This is a genomic window from Streptomyces sp. JLBG701 (assembly GCF_058544905.1).
Genome location: NZ_CM178588.1, coordinates 6,281,754 through 6,298,047 on the forward strand (window position 1 = coordinate 6,281,754; position 16,294 = coordinate 6,298,047).

The 16,294-nt window shown below is 70.7% G+C and carries 15 protein-coding genes and 1 pseudogene; 13 read left to right on the forward strand and 3 right to left on the reverse strand.

The window, feature by feature from the left end:
* Positions 1-358 precede the first annotated feature (358 nt).
* From AC5DRG_RS29095 to AC5DRG_RS29155, 13 genes and pseudogenes are all read left to right on the forward strand, one after another.
* On the forward strand, positions 359-640 hold the full coding sequence (locus AC5DRG_RS29095) for an NADPH-dependent FMN reductase (protein WP_491802400.1): 282 nt from the start codon (positions 359-361) through the stop codon (positions 638-640).
* A gap of 94 nt (positions 641-734) precedes the next feature.
* Entirely contained in the window at positions 735-959 is a 225-nt protein-coding gene (locus AC5DRG_RS29100; RefSeq protein WP_491802401.1) for a hypothetical protein, read from the forward strand.
* A 508-nt stretch (positions 960-1,467) separates the two neighbouring features.
* Positions 1,468-1,623: pseudogene (locus tag AC5DRG_RS29105) on the forward strand (DUF3151 family protein); the annotation flags it as partial.
* 153 nt (positions 1,624-1,776) lie between these two features.
* Positions 1,777-2,616, forward strand: coding sequence for a tryptophan 2,3-dioxygenase family protein (locus tag AC5DRG_RS29110; protein WP_491802402.1), 840 nt, complete (start codon positions 1,777-1,779; stop codon positions 2,614-2,616).
* Positions 2,609-3,811, forward strand: a complete 1,203-nt coding sequence (gene kynU / locus AC5DRG_RS29115) for a kynureninase (protein ID WP_491802403.1) — start codon at positions 2,609-2,611, stop codon at positions 3,809-3,811. Before AC5DRG_RS29110 ends, kynU begins: the two co-directional genes overlap by 8 nt.
* A gap of 238 nt (positions 3,812-4,049) precedes the next feature.
* Entirely contained in the window at positions 4,050-4,976 is a 927-nt protein-coding gene (locus AC5DRG_RS29120; RefSeq protein ID WP_491802404.1) for an alpha/beta hydrolase, read from the forward strand.
* A 597-nt stretch (positions 4,977-5,573) separates the two neighbouring features.
* On the forward strand, positions 5,574-6,479 hold the full coding sequence (locus AC5DRG_RS29125; protein WP_491802405.1) for an alpha/beta hydrolase: 906 nt from the start codon (positions 5,574-5,576) through the stop codon (positions 6,477-6,479).
* Position 6,480: 1 nt separating this feature from the next.
* On the forward strand, positions 6,481-7,725 hold the full coding sequence (locus AC5DRG_RS29130) for an acyltransferase family protein (RefSeq protein WP_491813189.1): 1,245 nt from the start codon (positions 6,481-6,483) through the stop codon (positions 7,723-7,725).
* A gap of 10 nt (positions 7,726-7,735) precedes the next feature.
* Positions 7,736-9,106: a sensor histidine kinase gene (locus AC5DRG_RS29135; RefSeq protein ID WP_491802406.1), complete on the forward strand. Its 1,371-nt coding sequence runs from the start codon at positions 7,736-7,738 to the stop codon at positions 9,104-9,106.
* Positions 9,103-9,789, forward strand: coding sequence for a response regulator (locus AC5DRG_RS29140; RefSeq protein ID WP_491802407.1), 687 nt, complete (start codon positions 9,103-9,105; stop codon positions 9,787-9,789). The genes AC5DRG_RS29135 and AC5DRG_RS29140 overlap by 4 nt, the downstream gene beginning before the upstream one ends.
* 98 nt (positions 9,790-9,887) lie before the next feature.
* Entirely contained in the window at positions 9,888-11,225 is a 1,338-nt protein-coding gene (locus AC5DRG_RS29145; protein WP_491802408.1) for a sensor histidine kinase, read from the forward strand.
* The gene (locus AC5DRG_RS29150) at positions 11,222-11,890 is read left to right on the forward strand and encodes a response regulator (protein WP_491802409.1); all 669 of its coding nucleotides are present in this window, start codon (positions 11,222-11,224) and stop codon (positions 11,888-11,890) included. The genes AC5DRG_RS29145 and AC5DRG_RS29150 overlap by 4 nt, the downstream gene beginning before the upstream one ends.
* Positions 11,891-11,934: 44 nt before the next feature.
* The gene (locus tag AC5DRG_RS29155) at positions 11,935-13,161 is read left to right on the forward strand and encodes a cytochrome P450 (protein ID WP_491802410.1); all 1,227 of its coding nucleotides are present in this window, start codon (positions 11,935-11,937) and stop codon (positions 13,159-13,161) included.
* 190 nt (positions 13,162-13,351) lie between these two features.
* Here the strand turns inward: AC5DRG_RS29155 and AC5DRG_RS29160 are convergent, their stop codons facing one another.
* From AC5DRG_RS29160 to AC5DRG_RS29170, 3 genes are read right to left on the reverse strand one after another with little or no spacing between them, the layout of a single operon-like run.
* On the reverse strand, positions 13,352-13,606 hold the full coding sequence (locus tag AC5DRG_RS29160; RefSeq protein WP_491802411.1) for a hypothetical protein: 255 nt from the start codon (positions 13,604-13,606) through the stop codon (positions 13,352-13,354).
* Positions 13,607-13,654: 48 nt separating this feature from the next.
* A complete protein-coding gene (locus tag AC5DRG_RS29165; RefSeq protein ID WP_491802412.1) occupies positions 13,655-15,274 on the reverse strand; it encodes an ABC transporter permease in 1,620 nt (539 codons plus the stop codon).
* Entirely contained in the window at positions 15,271-16,230 is a 960-nt protein-coding gene (locus AC5DRG_RS29170; protein WP_491802413.1) for an ABC transporter ATP-binding protein, read from the reverse strand. Before AC5DRG_RS29170 ends, AC5DRG_RS29165 begins: the two co-directional genes overlap by 4 nt.
* Between the last annotated feature and the right edge of the window lie 64 nt (positions 16,231-16,294).

Here is a 16,294-nt window from a genome sequence, read left to right on the forward strand (position 1 = left end):
AGGTCACCGACGTACGGCGCGGATAGCAGGACCGGCGTCGCCCAAGTACGAGCGCAGAGGCGATCCACAAGAGCGCCGAGCATCATCCCGACATCGTTCTGACTGACGTGTGGAAGCACGACAACAGGGCTTTCACTCCGGTCGCGCCCACCGTCCCGCACACCCGCACCGTCGATGTGCCGCATAACGTACGCGCCAGAGCCACCCTCCCGCCAGATCAAGCTCACCGGCTCTGGCGGCAGCGCTCGGACCCACGCCGTGGTAACGCGCGCACGGATGCAGGCAGTCATGTACGGCGGCCTGGCGGAGCTTCCGCAATTCCAACCCCGGTGACGACACCGACTCGTTGCCGGCGCCCGTGGCCGAGCTGCGCGCGGCGATCGACGGGGTGACCGGCATCCTGATCCGCACGCCGGAGTACGCGGGCACGCTGCCGGGTTCGTTCAAGAACCTGCTGGACTGGACGGTTGGCGGCACCGAGATCTGCGACAAGCCGGTTGCCTGGATCGATGCAGCCGCCCCGGGCTGCGGCCAGGGCGCGGAGGCAACGCTGCGGACGGTCCTCGGGTACACCGGCGCGCATCGTGGAGTCGGCCTGTGTAAAGATCCCGGTGGGCCTACCTGCACGACAACAAATTGACAGAGATACCCGGCGCCCTGGGAAACCTGACGCGACTGCGTTCCTCAACGTCGGCGAGAACGCCCTCACCGCCCTGCCCGAGCCTGTCTGCCGGGTGGTCGGCCTGATCGAACTTCAGGCGCAGCACAACTGGCTGACCACGCTGCCCGACAGCATCGGCCATCTGCACAGCCTGTGCGAGCTCTGGCTCCGGGGCAACGCGGTCGAAAACCTGTCGCCGTCCATAGCCGAACTCCGCGAACTGCGGCACCTGGACCTGAGGGAAAACGCCGTCGCCGAACTCCCGGAGACGCTCGCTGACCTGCCCCGACTGCGCTAGCTCGACGTGCGGAGCAACCGCCTCGCACGACCGCCGGACTGGGTCGCCGACATGCCTGCAATGGAAAAGCTGGACCTGCGCTGGAACGCCTGCGAGCCTTCGCTGCCGTTGCTGACCGAACTGGAGCGGCGAGGGTGCGTCGTTTCCTTGTAGACCGAAAGCCCCTGCTCAGCGCCACGCTGTGCGTGAGCGATGCGTGAGCGGACGATCTAGCAGAGGTCATCATGGCGTGGACCGGGCAAGTGGCAGCACCCGTCCTGACCAGGCAGTTCCGGAAACCGAAGCAGCGTCCGGAACCACCCAGCAAGATCACGCCAGGACTTTCAATCCATTGGACGTGGGTGAGCTCCTCCCGTCGGCGGCTTGTCCCCCGCCCACTCCGTGGAGCAAATCCTGGCAAGCTCCACCACCCACTCCACGTCCCGCTCCGGCAGCTGGGCCGCGAGGCTGTCCAGCCACTCCTGTTCGGTCATACCGTGCCCCCTCACGCTCTCAGGTACATCTTCCACCATTCTCCTGGGAACACGAGCCGAACCGCGGCTTCCTGCGCGCCCTGCACGCCCTCGCCCGCGCCGCCCAGGCGATCGGCGAGCAGGAGGAGTACGAGCGCTGCACGCAGTTCCTGAAGGACTCCTCGCCGACGGCGGCCCAGACGCTGGGTTAAGCCGTATTTCTGGAGTGGGCCCGTCTGGTGTGACCAGGCGGGCCTTGCGTTTTCGGCGGACCATCGAAGAGGATGCCCGGCGGGGACCGGGGCCCCCGTGTCGGAATTCGGCAGGGGCGGACCGCTACCCGGAGTACACATCAGGAGACAGCGATGTCCCACGAGGCTCATGAGGCTCAGGAGCCCGAGACCCCGCATCTCGACTTCGCCGGTACGACGCCGTACGAGGACTATGTCCAGGCGGACGTCCTCACCCACCTCCAGCACACCCTCTCCGACGACCCCGGAGAGATGGTCTTCCTGGTCACGACCCAGGTGATGGAGCTGTGGTTCACCGTCATCGTGCACGAATGGGACACCGCGGCGCGGGCCCTGCGCGAGGACCGGGTGCCGGTGGCGATCGACGCGCTGAAGCGTTCCGTACGGGAGCTGGAGGCGCTGAACGCCTCCTGGAGGCCGCTCGGCCAGCTCACCCCGGCCCAGTTCAACTCGTACCGGAGTGCCCTCGGCGAGGGCTCCGGATTCCAGTCGGCGATGTACCGGCGGATGGAGTTCCTGCTCGGCGAGAAGTCCGCGTCCATGCTGGTCCCGCACCGGGCCGCGCCGCGCGTCCACGCCGAACTGGAGAAGGCCCTGCACGAGCCCAGCATGTACGACGAGGTCCTGCGGCTGCTCGCCCGGCGCGGGCACGCGATCCCGGACGCCGTGCTGGGGCGTGACGTGTCGCGGCGGTACGAGCCTTCGGCGGACGTCGAGGCGGTGTGGACCGCCCTCTACTCGGGCGACGGCACCGATGAACTCGCCCGGCTGGGCGAGGCGTTGACCGATGTCGCCGAGCTGGTGTGGCGCTGGCGCAACGACCATCTCGTCGCCACCCGGCGCGCGATGGGCGCGAAGTCCGGGACCGGCGGCTCCGCCGGGGTGGCCTGGCTGGAGAAGCGCGCGCAGAAGAACGTCTTCCCCGAGCTGTGGACGGCGAGGTCTCATGTCTGAGTCCGAGCTCATGGCACGCGCGGGGAAGTCGGACGCCGCTGACGAACTGGCGGGCCTGCGCGCGAAGTTCGTACTCGACGATGTCGTGTACCTGGACGGGAACTCGCTCGGCGCGCTGCCGGTCGGTGTTCCCGGGCGGGTCGAGGACGTCGTACGCAGGCAGTGGGGCGAGCTGCGGATCCGTTCCTGGGACGAGAGCGGCTGGTGGACCGCGCCCGAGCGGATCGGCGACCGGATCGCTCCGCTGGTCGGGGCGGCGGCCGGGCAGATCGTCGTCGGCGACTCGACAAGTGTCAATGTTTTCAAGGCGGTTGTGGCTGCCGTGCGAATGGCGCGGCAGGGGGGAGGGGAGCAGCGGGACGAGATCGTCGTCGACGCCACCACCTTCCCCACGGACGGGTACATCGCCGAGTCCGCTGCCCGGCTGACCGGTTGCACCCTGCGGCCGGTGACCCCGGCGGAGGTGCCGGGCGTGCTCGGCGACCGTACGGCGGCCGTACTCCTCAACCACGTCGACTACCGCACCGGCCGGCTGCACGACCTGCCCGGTCTGACGGCCGCCGTGCACGAGGCGGGGGCTGTGGCGGTCTGGGACCTGTGCCACAGCGCGGGCGCGCTGCCGGTCGGGCTCGACGAGCACGGGGTCGACCTGGCCGTCGGCTGCACCTACAAGTACCTGAACGGAGGCCCGGGTTCACCCGCGTACATCTACGTGCGCCGGGAGCTCCAGGACCGCTTCGACTCCCCGCTCCCCGGCTGGAACTCGCACGCCGAACCCTTCGGCATGCGGCCCTCCTACGAACCCGCCGCCGGCGCGGTCCGAGGGCGGGTCGGTACGCCGGACATCCTGTCGATGCTCGCCCTGGAAGCGGCCCTTGAGGTCTGGGAGGGCGTGTCGATCGACGCCGTACGCGCCAAGTCCCTTGCCCTGACGGACTTTTTCCTGGAGTGCGTGGAGGCGTACGTCCCCGAGGGGCGCGTGGAGTCGGTGACTCCGGGCGCGCACGAGGAGCGCGGCAGCCAGGTCGCGCTGCGGTGTTCGGACGCCGGGGACGTGATGCGGCGGCTGATCGAGCGGGGGGTGGTCGGGGACTTCCGGCACCCGGATGTGCTGCGGTTCGGATTCACGCCGTTGTATGTGGGATACGCGGATGTGGAGCGGGCGGCTCGGGTGCTGGGGCAGATCCTGGCTTAGTACGGGTGGTGTTGAGGGTGTTGCGGGTATCGCGCGTGTAGGTGGGTGGCGTCGGCGGTTGTGGCTGTCGGCGCCACTGAACCGTTTAACCCTCACCGAGCGTGACATCCGTGTGTCCGTGCACGTCACGGGCCTGATAGCGTCCCGGCAACGGCCGCGTTCAATCCCTGGTCCGCCAAATCCTCCCCCAGTGCCGAAAGCCTGGGAGGTACCCCCATCGTCGCTGAGAGGTTGGAGCATGCCGGACGACGCCGCAGCCCGAGCCGCCGCCGAAGAGGAGTCGGCCTTCTCGCACCCGGCGGTCGACCCCGACGTCACCGCCGCGTACGGCGAACACCCCGACCAGGTGATCGACTTCTACGCCCCGCGCGGCAACGAGCCCGCCACGCCGGAGTTCCCCGCACCGCTCGTCGTCGTCCTGCACGGCGGTGCTTGGCGGGCACCGTACGACCGTCGCCACATCACCCCGTTCGCGGACTTCCTGGCCCGCCGGGGGTTCGCCGTGGCCAATGTCGAGTATCGGCGGGGTGCTCTGATTCCGGCCCAGGGCGGTGGAGTTGGCCGGGAAGACGGTGGTGGTCAGGGCGGTGGAGGCGGTCCGATCGCCGGCCGTTGGCCCGACACCTTCGACGACATCGCGGCCGCGCTCGACGCACTCCCCGCCCTCGTCCGCGAGAAGCTCCCGCAGGCCGACGCGCGCCGCATGGTCGTCACCGGGCACTCGGCGGGCGGTCAACTGGCCCTGTGGGCGGCCGCGCGACACGTACTGCCCACCGACGCGCCCTGGCGCACCGACCGGCCCGCCCCTCTTCGCGGCGTGGTCGCCCTCGCCCCGATCGCCGACTTCGCGGTCGCCGACAAACTCGATGTCTGCGGTGGCGCGGCCCGCCAACTCCTCGGCGGCCAGGACAAGTTCAGCGAACGTCAGCCGTACGCCGACCCGGCCCTCCTGCTCCCCACCGGCATCGCGACCGCCCTCGTCCAGGGCCGTACCGACATCGTCGTCCCGCACGCCGTCGCCGAGTCGTACGCGGACGCGGCGGCGAAGGCCGGCGAGGTGGTGGGCCTGACGCTCCTGGAGGACGTCGGCCACTTTCCGCTGATCGACCCGGCGGCGGACGCGTGTGCGGTGGTGGCGGAGGAGATCGCACAGCTGGCGTGGTGAGGGGGCTTGCCTGCGGCATGGTGCGTGGCTTGGCAGGTGGGTGGTCTGTTGGGTGGGTGGTCTGCCGGGTGGGGGCCTGCCCCGCCCGCAGCATGATGGGTGAGCTGCCAGCTGGGTGAGCTGCCAGCTGGGTGGCCTGCCCCGCCCCGGTGATACCCGTAATACCTGAGAGCTACGACGCAGGTGAGCTCCCTGGCGTGACGCGGACCACGGTCCTTGATCCGTAACTTCCCAACCAGAGGCGCCCGATGGCCGGGCGGACTGGGAGGGGAGACGGCTGTGGGGCTGAGGGAGGGGCTGAAGGACTGGCTGCGCGAGGGGCGGGGCGAGGGGCGGGGCGCGTGGCGGAGGGAGAAGCGCGGGCAGGCGCGGAGGGAAAGGCGCCGGGCGAGGCCGGAGGAGTGGCCGGCCGTGGTAGCGCGCGACTTTCGATCCCGTCGCGCCTCTCGCACCGACCGTGTCTCTCGGCTCGACCACGTCTCCCGGTCCGACCGCGCCTCCTGGTCTGACCGGTCCTCTCGACCAGACCGCGCCTCTCGACCGCACCGCACACGTAATTGGCGCCGCGCTCTCCTCGCCACCCTCATCACCGGTGCCGTGGTCGCCCCGCTCTCCGCGGCCGCCCGGCCCGAGATACCGGCTCCTCGCCCGGCCACCCTCGCCCCGGTCACGGCGGCCACGCTGGACGAGGCCTACGCCGCCAACCGGGCCAACGCCGCCCAGGCGTCCGACATGGCGGCCGCCCACGGCGACCACCACCGCGCCGCGGCGGACCGTGCCATGGCCGCCCCGTCCCGCCACTTCCTCGCCTTCGACGGCCGCGGCTCCGGCCAGGCCACGGAGGTGGTCGGCGACCTCGCGCACGCCACCCGCGTCGCGGTCCTCGTCCCGGGCTCGGACACCTCCCTCGACACGTACGACCGCTTCCGCGCCGGGGCGGTCGCCCTGCAGCAACGCCTCACGAAGGAGGCCCCCGTCGGCACCCACACCGCGGTCGTCGCGTGGCTCGGCTACGAGACGCCCGGCACCGTCAGCACCACCGTCGCCACGATGGGCCGGGCGGAACAAGCGGCCCCGCACCTACGGGGGTTCATACGGCAGCTGCACGGCATCGTCGGCCAGGAGGCCCGTATCTCGCTGCTCTGCCACTCCTACGGCTCGGTCGTCTGCGGACGCGCCGCCGCCGCTCTGGACGTGGACGACATAGCCCTGGTCGGCAGCCCCGGCACGGGCGCGGACTCCGCGGCGGCGCTGCGCACCCGCGCCCGGGTGTGGGCGGCACGCGGCGCGGGCGATTGGGTGGCGGACGTACCGCACGTCAGCGTCGACCTGTTCGGCGCCACCGTCGGCTTCGGCACCGACCCGGTGTCGCCCTCCTTCGGCGCCCGCGTCTTCGAGGCCGGCCACGGCGGCCACAGCGACTACTTCACCCCGGGCTCGGCCTCCCTGGCCAACCTCACCCGGATCGTCCTCGGCGACACCTCGGAGGTGACTCGTGCGTGACCTGACCGTACGGAACGGCATAGGGCCTCGCTTGCGTGGCATACGGCAGTCCGCCGACCGCATCGACGCCGCCACCCCCGCCGAACGCGACCGTGCCGTCGACGCGCTGCGCGCCTTCGCGATACTCGGCGTCGTCCTCGGCCACTGGCTGGTGACCGGCCTGGTCGCGGACGGCGGCGCCCTGCGCACAGCGAGCCCGCTGGGACACATGCCCTGGCTGGCCCCGATCTCCTGGGTCTTCCAGTCGCTCGCCGTGTTCTTTCTGGTGGGCGGGCATGTGGCGACCCGGAGTCACGCCTCGGCGCGGGCGCGCGGCACGACGTACTGGCAGTGGCTGGGCACGCGCTTGTCCAGGCTGTTCCTGCCGGTGGCAGCTGTGCTCGCGCTCTGGACGGTCGCCGCGGTCTGTCTCCTCCTGTCGGGCACGGATCTCGGCACGGTGCGGACACTCGTCAAACTGGCCCTGTCACCCTTGTGGTTCCTCGTGGTCTTCGCCGGGCTGACGGCGGCGACACCGCTGTTGGCCAGGATCAACCCGCTGTGGCCGCTGGCCGTCGTCCTCCACGTGGACCTTCTGCGCTTCGGCCTCGGCGGCCCGTCCTGGCTCGGCTGGGTGAACGTGGCGGCGGGCTGGATGGTGCCGTACACGGTGGGCGCGGCCTGGACCCGGGGCGAGTTGGAGCGGCGGCGTGCGGGCTGGGTGCTGTTCGCCGGCGGTGCGGCGGCCACGGCGGGGCTGGTCGCGTGGGCGGGTTATCCGGCGTCGATGGTGGGCGTCCCGGGCACCGGGATGTCCAACCTCGACCCGCCTACCCTGGCCGCCGTCACCTTCGGCCTCGCCCAGTGCGGTCTTGCCCTCCTGCTCCGTGAGCGGCTGCGCCGGGCGATGCGCCGGCCCATGGCGTGGGCGGTGGTGGCGCTGGTCAACCTGTCCGCTATGACGATCTTCCTGTGGCACCAGACGGCCCTGATGGCGACCACGGCCACCGGTCTGCTCGCGGGCCGCCTCCCCGGCCTGCACACCGCACCCGACGGTCTGGACTGGGTCGCGGTCCGGTTCGCCTGGCTGCCGGTGTTCGCGCTGGCGCTGGCGGTGTGCTGGGCGGCGTTCCACGGTTTCGAGAACGGGGGCGGAACACCGGCGCGGAAGGGATCACGCACATCACGGGGAACACGGGACTCGCGGGTGGTGTGGATCGGGCGGCGGCCGGAATCGGCGGGGACCAAGGCGGTGCGCGGTGCTTAGGGTGGTGCGGATGACTGGGGTTGAGAGCCGACTGGGCCGGGGGGTGCGGCTGCTCCGCGACGATCTGCTGAGCGTCGGTGTGGCCCCGTTGCCGCCGTCGGTGTGGCTGCGCTGGCTGCCGCACGGGCTGGTGATCCTGTTCGCCATCGGCACCACGCTGGGCGGCGTGGATCCGGTCGCCGAAGGCTACGGCCAGGGCGAGAACTACGCCGTGTTGTGGTCGGTGGCGCAGGGCGGGGCGGTGGCGCTGGCCCTGTGGCGGCCGGTTCCGGCGTGGTGGCTGTCGATGACGGTCATGGTGGTAGTGGCCATGGGCGCACGTTCCCAACTGATCTCGGGCCAGGCCGAGTCCAACCAGTCCTGGCCCTGGAGCGTTACCGGGCTGATCGCCCACGCCATGGTGCTGTTCCTGCTCGCGCTGCGCCTGCCCACCCGGGTCTCCGCCGAGGTCCTGGCCCTGACCGCGCTGGTCACCTACGTCATCCAGGGGCTCATCGGCAGCGCCAACTACGCGCCGACCGGCGCCCTGGCCGTGGCCCTGTTCGCCGTCGTCGTCCTTCTCGGCACCGCCCTGCGCGGCCGTCGCGAGGCCCGTACCCGACTGGTCGAGCAGGAGTCGATCACGGCGGAGGAGCGGGCCCGGCGCACGCTGCTTGAGGAGCGCAGCCGTATCGCGCGCGAACTGCACGACGTCGTCGCCCACCACATGTCGGTGATCTCCATCCAGGCCCAGGTCGCCCCGCACCTGGTGGAGAACCCGTCCGAGGAACTGACGGAGAACCTGGCGGGCATCCGCCAGAACGCCCTGGAGGCGCTCACCGAGCTGCGCCGGGTACTCGGGGTGCTGCGTTCCGATGACCCCGACGACCCGTCTGGTCCGTACGGCCTGGGCGAACCCGGCACCGCCACCGCCCCGGAGTCCCCGCAACCGACGCTCGACCGACTCGACGCCCTCATCGAGAACACGCGCGCCGCCGGGCTGCGTGTCGTCACCGAGATCAACGGCGAGGCCCGCCCTTATCCACAGGGTGTGGAACTCTCCGCGTACCGGATCGTCCAGGAGGCGCTCAGCAACGCCTTGCGGCACGCGCCGGGTTCGGAGGTGCGCGTCGAGATAACCCACTTCCCCGACGGCCTCTACCTGGGAGTCGCCAACTCCCGCCCGCAGCACCCCGTCCCACCTTCCCCGGGCGCCGGCCACGGCCTGCTCGGCATGCGCGAGCGGGCGGCGATGCTCGGCGGATTCGTCCACGCGATCCCGACGCTGCACGGCGGATTCCAGGTCACGGGCTTCCTCCCGTCTCCCTCAAGAAACCCGCCCCCGACCGGAAACCCGCCCCCGACAGGGACACAGCCCCCTCCAGGAGAAGAGAACCCATGACGAGCGGCACCGGCGGCACCATCCGCGTACTCATCGCCGACGACCAGCAGATGGTCCGGCAGGGCTTCACCGTGCTGCTCAACACCCAGCCCGACATCGACGTGATCGGGCAGGCGGTCGACGGCCTGGACGCCGTGGCCAAGGTCGCCGAACTCGCCCCGGACGTCGTCCTCATGGACATCCGCATGCCCGAGCTCGGCGGCATCGAGGCCACCCGCCGCATCACCGGCGAGACCCCGCACATCAAGGTGCTGGTGCTGACCACCTTCGATCTCGACGAGTACGTGTACGAGGCGCTGCGGGCCGGCGCGTCAGGCTTCTTGCTGAAGGACGCCTCCGCGGACCAGCTGGCCGAGGCGGTCCGGGTGGTGGCGGCCGGCGACGCGCTGCTCGCGCCCGGCATCACCCGCAGACTCATCGCCGAGTTCTCCCGCCTCGACACCACACCCCGCGCGCCCCTCAAGGAGCGGGTGGGCGACCTGACCGAACGGGAGACGGAGGTGCTGGCGCTGATCGCCCAGGGTCTGTCGAACGCGGAGATCGCCGAGCGGCTCGTGGTCGCCGAGCAGACCGTGAAGACGCACGTCGGCCGGATCCTGGTGAAGCTGGGGCTGCGGGACCGGACGCAGGCGGCGGTGTTCGCGTACGAGTCGGGGCTGGTGAGGCCGGGCAGTGCCCGCTGAGGCGGGGCGAGGGCTACCCGTAGTACCTGAGACGGATCCCGAAGGACCCCCCTCACTGGTGACGACGGCGACCCCCGTCCCCACCTACCGTTTTGAATGTGACCGATACGACCGAGACGTACAAGCCCCGCAGCCCGGAGGTCCGGGCCGCCCTGGAAGCTCTGCGCGGCCTGCGACAGGACCTGCTGAGCGATGTCTTCGCCTACCGCCCGCTGCCCCGCATGGGTGTCGGCGGCCCGATCTCCCGCCGGCTTCCCGGCCGGGCGCGGGAGTACGCGGTCTGGACACCGCACGCCGTGATCGCCGCGGCCGGCCTGCTCGCGATGCTCCTCGCCTCGGACAACGGCGATCAGGGGGCGATCCTCAATCTCTTCGTCGGTGTTCTCGCGCTGGCCCCGGTCCTGCTGACCATGGTGCGGCCGATCGCCGCCTTCTGGCTGTCGATGGCCGCGACGCCGGTCTCCTATCTGCTGGCGAACAGCCCGGACACCGAGTGGCCGTGGCCGGCCGGCAGCTTCGCCTGTCACCTCGTGGTGCTCACGGTCGTGGCCATACGCACCCGGCCGCGCACAGCGGCGTGGATGTGGCTGCTGACCGCCGCGTACGGGCTGCTGTCGACGAACGCCTTGGGCGGCGGGCACTACTTCGGCTCCAACACCATGGAGCTGCTCTTCGTTTCCGCCCTGACCTTGCTCGCCGTCACCGTTTGGCAGACCCGCCGGGCGGCCGCACAGGAGGTGACCGCCCAGCAGACGGTCACGGAACACGAGCGCTCCAAGCGCACCCTGCTGGAGGAACGCACGACGATCGCCCGCGAGTTGCACGACGTGGTCGCCCACCACATGTCGGTGGTCGCCATCCAGGCGGAGGCCGCCCCCTACCGGGTGGAGAACCCGCCGCCTGAGCTGGAGCGCGCCTTCGCCACGATCCGGGAGAACGCGGTGGCGGCGCTCACCGAACTGCGCCGCGTCCTCGGCGTCGTCCGGGCGGAGGACTACGAGGCCCCGGACGCCCCGCAGCCCACGCTCGCCGACCTCGACGCGCTGCTCGCCAATGTGCGGGACACCGGGCTGAGCGTCGACAAGACGGTCACCGGAGCGGTGCGTGAACTCCCGCAGGGCGTCGAGCTGTCGGCGTACCGCATAGTCCAGGAGGCGCTGAGCAACAGCCTGCGGCACGCACCCGGGGCGAGCGCCCGCGTCGAGATCGGGTACGTCCTCGGCGGGCTCGGCCTGCGCATAGTCAACGGCCCGCCGCCCGAGCCGTCGCTGGTGAAACCCTCGCCCGGCGCGGGACACGGCATCACCGGGATGCGGGAGCGTGTCTCCATGCTGAACGGCGAGATGACGGCGGCCCCGACGGCCGACGGAGGATATGAGGTGACCGTGTTCCTGCCGGTCGCGGCGGTCGCGGCGACGAACGAGGACAGTGCATGACGACCATCCGGGTACTGGTGGTCGACGACCAGATGATGGTGCGCGAGGGCTTCTCGGTCCTGCTGAACGCGATGCCGGACATCGAGGTGGTCGGCGAGGCCGTCAACGGCCGTGAGGCGGTCGAGCGGGTTCGGGAACTCTCCCCGGACGTCGTCCTGATGGACATCCGCATGCCCGAGCTGAACGGCATCGAGGCGACCCGGGAGATCGTCGCGACGGACACCGCGGCGAAGGTGCTGGTGCTCACGACGTTCGACCTCGACGAGTACGTGTACCAGGCGCTGCGGGCGGGAGCCTCCGGCTTCCTTCTCAAGGACGCGTCGGCACGCCAACTGGCCGACGGAGTAAGGGTGGTGGCGGCCGGCGAGGCACTCCTCGCCCCCTCGGTCACCAAGCGGCTGATCACGGAGTTCTCCAAGCTGTCCGACGCCCCACGCCTGATGCCGGGCGCGCAGGCGGCGTACGGCGATCTGACCGAACGGGAGACGGAGGTACTGGTCCTGATCGCCCAGGGCCTGTCGAACTCGGAGATAGCCTCGCGGCTGGTGGTCGCCGAGTCCACGATCAAGACCCACGTCAGCCGGATCCTGGTGAAGCTGGGCCTGCGGGACCGGACACAGGCGGCGGTGTTCGCCTACGAGGCGAGACTCGTCACGCCGGGATGAGACAGCCCTGGTCAGAGAGGGGTGGGGCGGGCTAGCGTCCGTTCATGGCAGCCACTTCCGACCTCGCTTTCGACCCCTGGGACCCGGCGTTCCTCGACGACCCGTACCCCGCCTATGCCGAGCTGCGCGCCAAGGGCCGCGTGCACTACTACGAGCCCACGAACCAGTGGCTGGTGCCGCACCACGCGGACGTCTCGGCGCTGCTGCGCGACCGGCGCCTGGGCCGGACCTACCAGCACCGCTTCACGCACGAGGACTTCGGCCGCACGGCACCTCCGCCGGAACACGAGCCGTTCCACACCCTCAACGACCACGGCATGCTCGACCTGGAGCCGCCGGACCACACCCGGATCCGGCGTCTGGTGTCGAAGGCGTTCACGCCACGCACGGTGGAGGCCCTGAAGCCCTACGTCGAGCAGCTGGCGGGGGACCTGGTGTCGGCCCTGGTGAAGGCGGGCGGCGGCGACCTGCTGACGGACGTGGCGGAGCCGCTGCCGGTCGCGGTGATCGCGGAGATGCTGGGCATCCCGGAGGCCGACCGGGCCCCGCTGCGCCCCTGGTCGGCGGACATCTGCGGCATGTACGAGCTGAAGCCGTCCGAGGACACGGCGGCGAAGGCGGTACGGGCGTCGGAGGAGTTCACGGAGTACCTGCGGGAGCTGATCGCGACCCGCCGCAAGGAGCCCGGCGAGGACCTGATCTCGGGCCTGATCGCCGCGTACGACGAGGGCGACCGCCTGACGGAACAGGAAATGATCTCGACGTGCGTCCTGCTGCTCAACGCGGGCCACGAGGCGACGGTCAACGCCACGGTGAACGGCTGGTGGGCCCTGTTCCGCAACGAGGATCAGTTGTCGGCCCTGCGCGCGGACCACTCCCTGATCCCCTCCGCCGTGGAGGAGCTGATGCGCTACGACACCCCGCTCCAGCTCTTCGAACGCTGGGTACTGGACGAGATCGAGATCGACGGAGCGGTGATCCCGAGGGGGAGCGAGGTGGCCCTGCTCTTCGGCTCGGCCAACCATGACCCGGAGGTGTTCGCGGACCCGGGCCGCCTGGACCTGACGCGGACAGAGAACCCGCACATCTCGTTCAGCGCGGGGATTCACTACTGCATCGGGGCTCCGCTGGCGCGGATCGAGCTGGCGGCGTCGATGGGGGCGCTGCTGGAGCGGGCGCCGACACTGGGGTTGGCGGCGGAGCCGGTGCGGAAGCCGAACTTTGTGATCAGGGGGTTGGAGGGGCTGAAGGTGGAGATCGGGCGGAAATAGCGGGTTGATCACTCGTTCGGATGATCAGGTGGCCGATCCGGGCACAGCACGCCCATAGCCCCGGGCGTCGGGTACCGCAGCACCGACCAGAAGCCCTTCGGCGCGAAGCTCTCGCTGCCGGCGCCCATCGGCATCGAACTCGACACCGAGGAACTCAAGCATCACGTCGACTGAGGCTGTGAGGGCTGGATCAGGGGGTCGGAGGGGCGGAGCGTCGAGATCCGAGCCGAGCTCCGAGGCCCCGTACGACGGCCCAGACGCCCAGACCGGCGGCGGTCCCGGCGAGCATCAGCAGCGGCAACTCGGCGTAGAAGACGCTCCAGTCGGGGCCCTGCTCGAAGCGCCGGACCCGGCCCTGGGCCCTGACGAACCACACCGCCAGCCCCGCGCCCACCCCGAGAGCGACGGTCAGACATCCTCCGGCGGCCTGTGCGCGTTGTCCCATGCCTGGCATGGACGCGCTCAGGCCGCCCCGGGTTCCCCGTGCCGGTCGTCAGGCCGACGTCATGTCCCGTCGGCGCAGGGCCGCGAGCCCGCCGGTCGTCAGCGCCGCTGCGATCGCCGTGAGGATCAGTACCGGCGGCCAGTTCATCTCCCCACCCGGGAGCTTGGGCAGGTGGCCGAAGGGCGAGATGTCCAGCACCGCCTGCGGAAGGTCCAGGGCCGGGCCGATCCACCCCAGGAACAGGGCCAGGCCTGCCGCGCCCCAAGCCGCGGGGGCCAGTTGAGGGGAGACCCCGTACAGCAGGACCGCCAGTGCACCCAGTGTCCAGACCGCCGGGATCTGGACCAGGCAGGCGCCGAGGATCGGGCCGAACCCGTCGCCGTAGCCGAGGGCGAGGCCGAAGCCCGCCAGCTGCATGAGTACGACCGTTCCGCCGAAGGCGATCGCCAAGTGCCCGGCGGCCCAGCGCAGTCGGCCGACCGCGTTGGCCAGGACCGGCTCGGCCCGCCCCGACGTCTCCTCGCCGTGCAGCCGTAGCACGGAGGAGACGATGTACAGCGCCGCCACCAGGCCGAACATGCCCACCATCGTGGCCAGGAAGGCGTCCGTGACGCCGGACTGACCGCCCATTCGTTCGATGATCTCGCGGGTCTTGTCGTTGTCGCCGACGAGATCGGCCGCCCCCTTGGTGACCCCGCCGAAGGCCGCCCCGCCCGCGAGGAAACCGAGCCCCCAGCCGAACAGGCTGCCGCGCTGCAGCCGCCAGGCCAGCGCACCCGCCGTTCCCAACCCGCCCTCGGCCGGTCCCGGCCGGGTCGGCAGGAAGGCGCTGCCCACGTCACGCCGCCCGGCGAGTTCGTACCCCACGAGTCCCTGGATCAGCGCCGCCGCGACGAACAGGAGGAGTACCCACCAGCGTTCGGTGGCGAAGGGCCGCAGGTTCTCCAGCCAGCCGATCGGTGAGATCCATGTCGTCACCGCCGAACCGTCCGTCGTCGACGAGTCGCCCGCCGCCCGCAGGACGAACGCCGCCCCGATCAGCCCGCCCGTCAGGCCCTTCGCCAGCCGTCCGCTCTCCGTCAGCTGCGCGATGATCGCCGCCATCGTGGCGAACACCATCCCGACGCCCGCCACGCCAAGGCCGAACGCCAGCGCGCCCGATCCGCCCTGTCCGGCGAGGCCGCCCGTGATGAGGAGTGCGAGTACGGCGTTGGCGACGAAGGCCGTCAGCAGGGCCGCCGTCAGTGGGGCGCGGCGGCCGACCATCGCCGACGAGATCAGTTCCTGGCGACCGCTCTCCTCCTCGTCGCGGGTGTGGCGTACGACGACGATCAGGCTCATGATTCCGGCGAGTACGGCCGCGTAGACGCCGATGCGCCAGGCGGTGAGGCCGCCGAGTGAGTCGTTGAACACCGGGCCGTACATGGCGCGCAGGGAGTTGTTCGTCAGCATCTGCTGGGCGATGTCGGCGCGTTCGGCGGGGGTGGAGTAGACCGACTTCAGGGAGTTGGGCAGGGAGACGACCATCAACGCCGTCACCGCCACCCAGACCGGGATCACCACCCGGTCGCGGCGCAGGTTGAACCTCAACAGGGTTCCCGTGCCCGCCAGTTGGCGTCGGCCGCCGACCCGGGGTGCGAAGCGCGCATCCGCTGCGAGGGCGGTCATCGGGTCAACGCCTCCTCGGTCGACTCGTCCTGGTAGTGCCGCAGGAACAACTCCTCCAGCGTCGGCGGCGTCGACTTCAGCGACCGCACGCCCGATTCGCTCAGCGAGCGCAGTACGGCGTCCAACTTGTCGGTGTCGACCTGGAGTCGGACCCGATTCCCCTGTACGTCGAGGTCGTGGACGCCGGGCAGATGGGACAACCCGTTGGGCGGGCCCGCGAGTTCGGCCGTCACGCTCGTCCGGGTCAGGTGGCGCAGGTCGGTGAGCGAGCCGCTCTCGACGGTCCGGCCCTTGCGGATGATGCTCACCCGGTCGCACAACTCCTCGACCTCGCTGAGGATGTGGGAGGAGAGCAGGATGGTCCTGCCCCGGTCCCGCTCCTCCTCCACACAGCGCTGGAAGACCTCCTCCATCAGCGGGTCCAGGCCCGAGGTCGGCTCGTCCATGATCAGCAGGTCGACGTCCGAGGCGAAGGCGGCCACCAGGGCGACCTTCTGCCGGTTGCCCTTCGAGTACGTCCGGCCCTTCTTGGTCGGGTCGAGTTCGAACCGTTCGATCAGGTCGGCCCGGCGCCCTTTGTCGAGGCCGCCCGCCCGTCGCCCACCACCACCCTGCCTGACGCGCTTCGCGCGACCCCCATCATGCAGACGGCCGTAGAGGTCGATGACCTCGCCGCCGGAGAGGTCGCGCCACAGGGTCACGTCGCCGGGGACGTACGCGACGCGGCGGTGCAGTTCCACCGCGTCCGCCCACGGGTCGCGGCCCAGTACCTGCGCGGCGCCCGCGTCGGCGTGCAGCAGGCCGAGGAGGACGCGGATGGTGGTGGACTTGCCGGCGCCGTTGGGGCCGAGGAAGCCGTGCACCTCACCGGTCTCGACGTCCAGGTCGAGGCCGTCCAGGGCATGCGTCTTGCCGAACGACTTGTGCAGTCCGGAGACGGTGATTGCCTTCGTCATGGTTCAGAACGTACGCTTCTTTCAGAAATTTGTGAAGTTAAGGAAGCGTATGAAGCCCCGATAG

Excerpts from the sequence above, each read along its gene's own strand:
- AC5DRG_RS29120 (WP_491802404.1), top strand. The coding sequence starts at position 4,050 with ATGCCGGACGACGCCGCAGCCCGAGCCGCCGCCGAAGAGGAGTCGGCC.
- AC5DRG_RS29150 (WP_491802409.1), top strand. The coding sequence starts at position 11,222 with ATGACGACCATCCGGGTACTGGTGGTCGACGACCAGATGATGGTGCGC.
- AC5DRG_RS29170 (WP_491802413.1), bottom strand. The coding sequence starts at position 16,230 with ATGACGAAGGCAATCACCGTCTCCGGACTGCACAAGTCGTTCGGCAAG.
- AC5DRG_RS29140 (WP_491802407.1), top strand. The coding sequence starts at position 9,103 with ATGACGAGCGGCACCGGCGGCACCATCCGCGTACTCATCGCCGACGAC.
- kynU (WP_491802403.1), top strand. The coding sequence starts at position 2,609 with ATGTCTGAGTCCGAGCTCATGGCACGCGCGGGGAAGTCGGACGCCGCT.
- AC5DRG_RS29165 (WP_491802412.1), bottom strand. The coding sequence starts at position 15,274 with ATGACCGCCCTCGCAGCGGATGCGCGCTTCGCACCCCGGGTCGGCGGC.
- AC5DRG_RS29160 (WP_491802411.1), bottom strand. The coding sequence starts at position 13,606 with ATGGGACAACGCGCACAGGCCGCCGGAGGATGTCTGACCGTCGCTCTC.
- AC5DRG_RS29110 (WP_491802402.1), top strand. The coding sequence starts at position 1,777 with ATGTCCCACGAGGCTCATGAGGCTCAGGAGCCCGAGACCCCGCATCTC.
- AC5DRG_RS29155 (WP_491802410.1), top strand. The coding sequence starts at position 11,935 with ATGGCAGCCACTTCCGACCTCGCTTTCGACCCCTGGGACCCGGCGTTC.
- AC5DRG_RS29135 (WP_491802406.1), top strand. The coding sequence starts at position 7,736 with ATGACTGGGGTTGAGAGCCGACTGGGCCGGGGGGTGCGGCTGCTCCGC.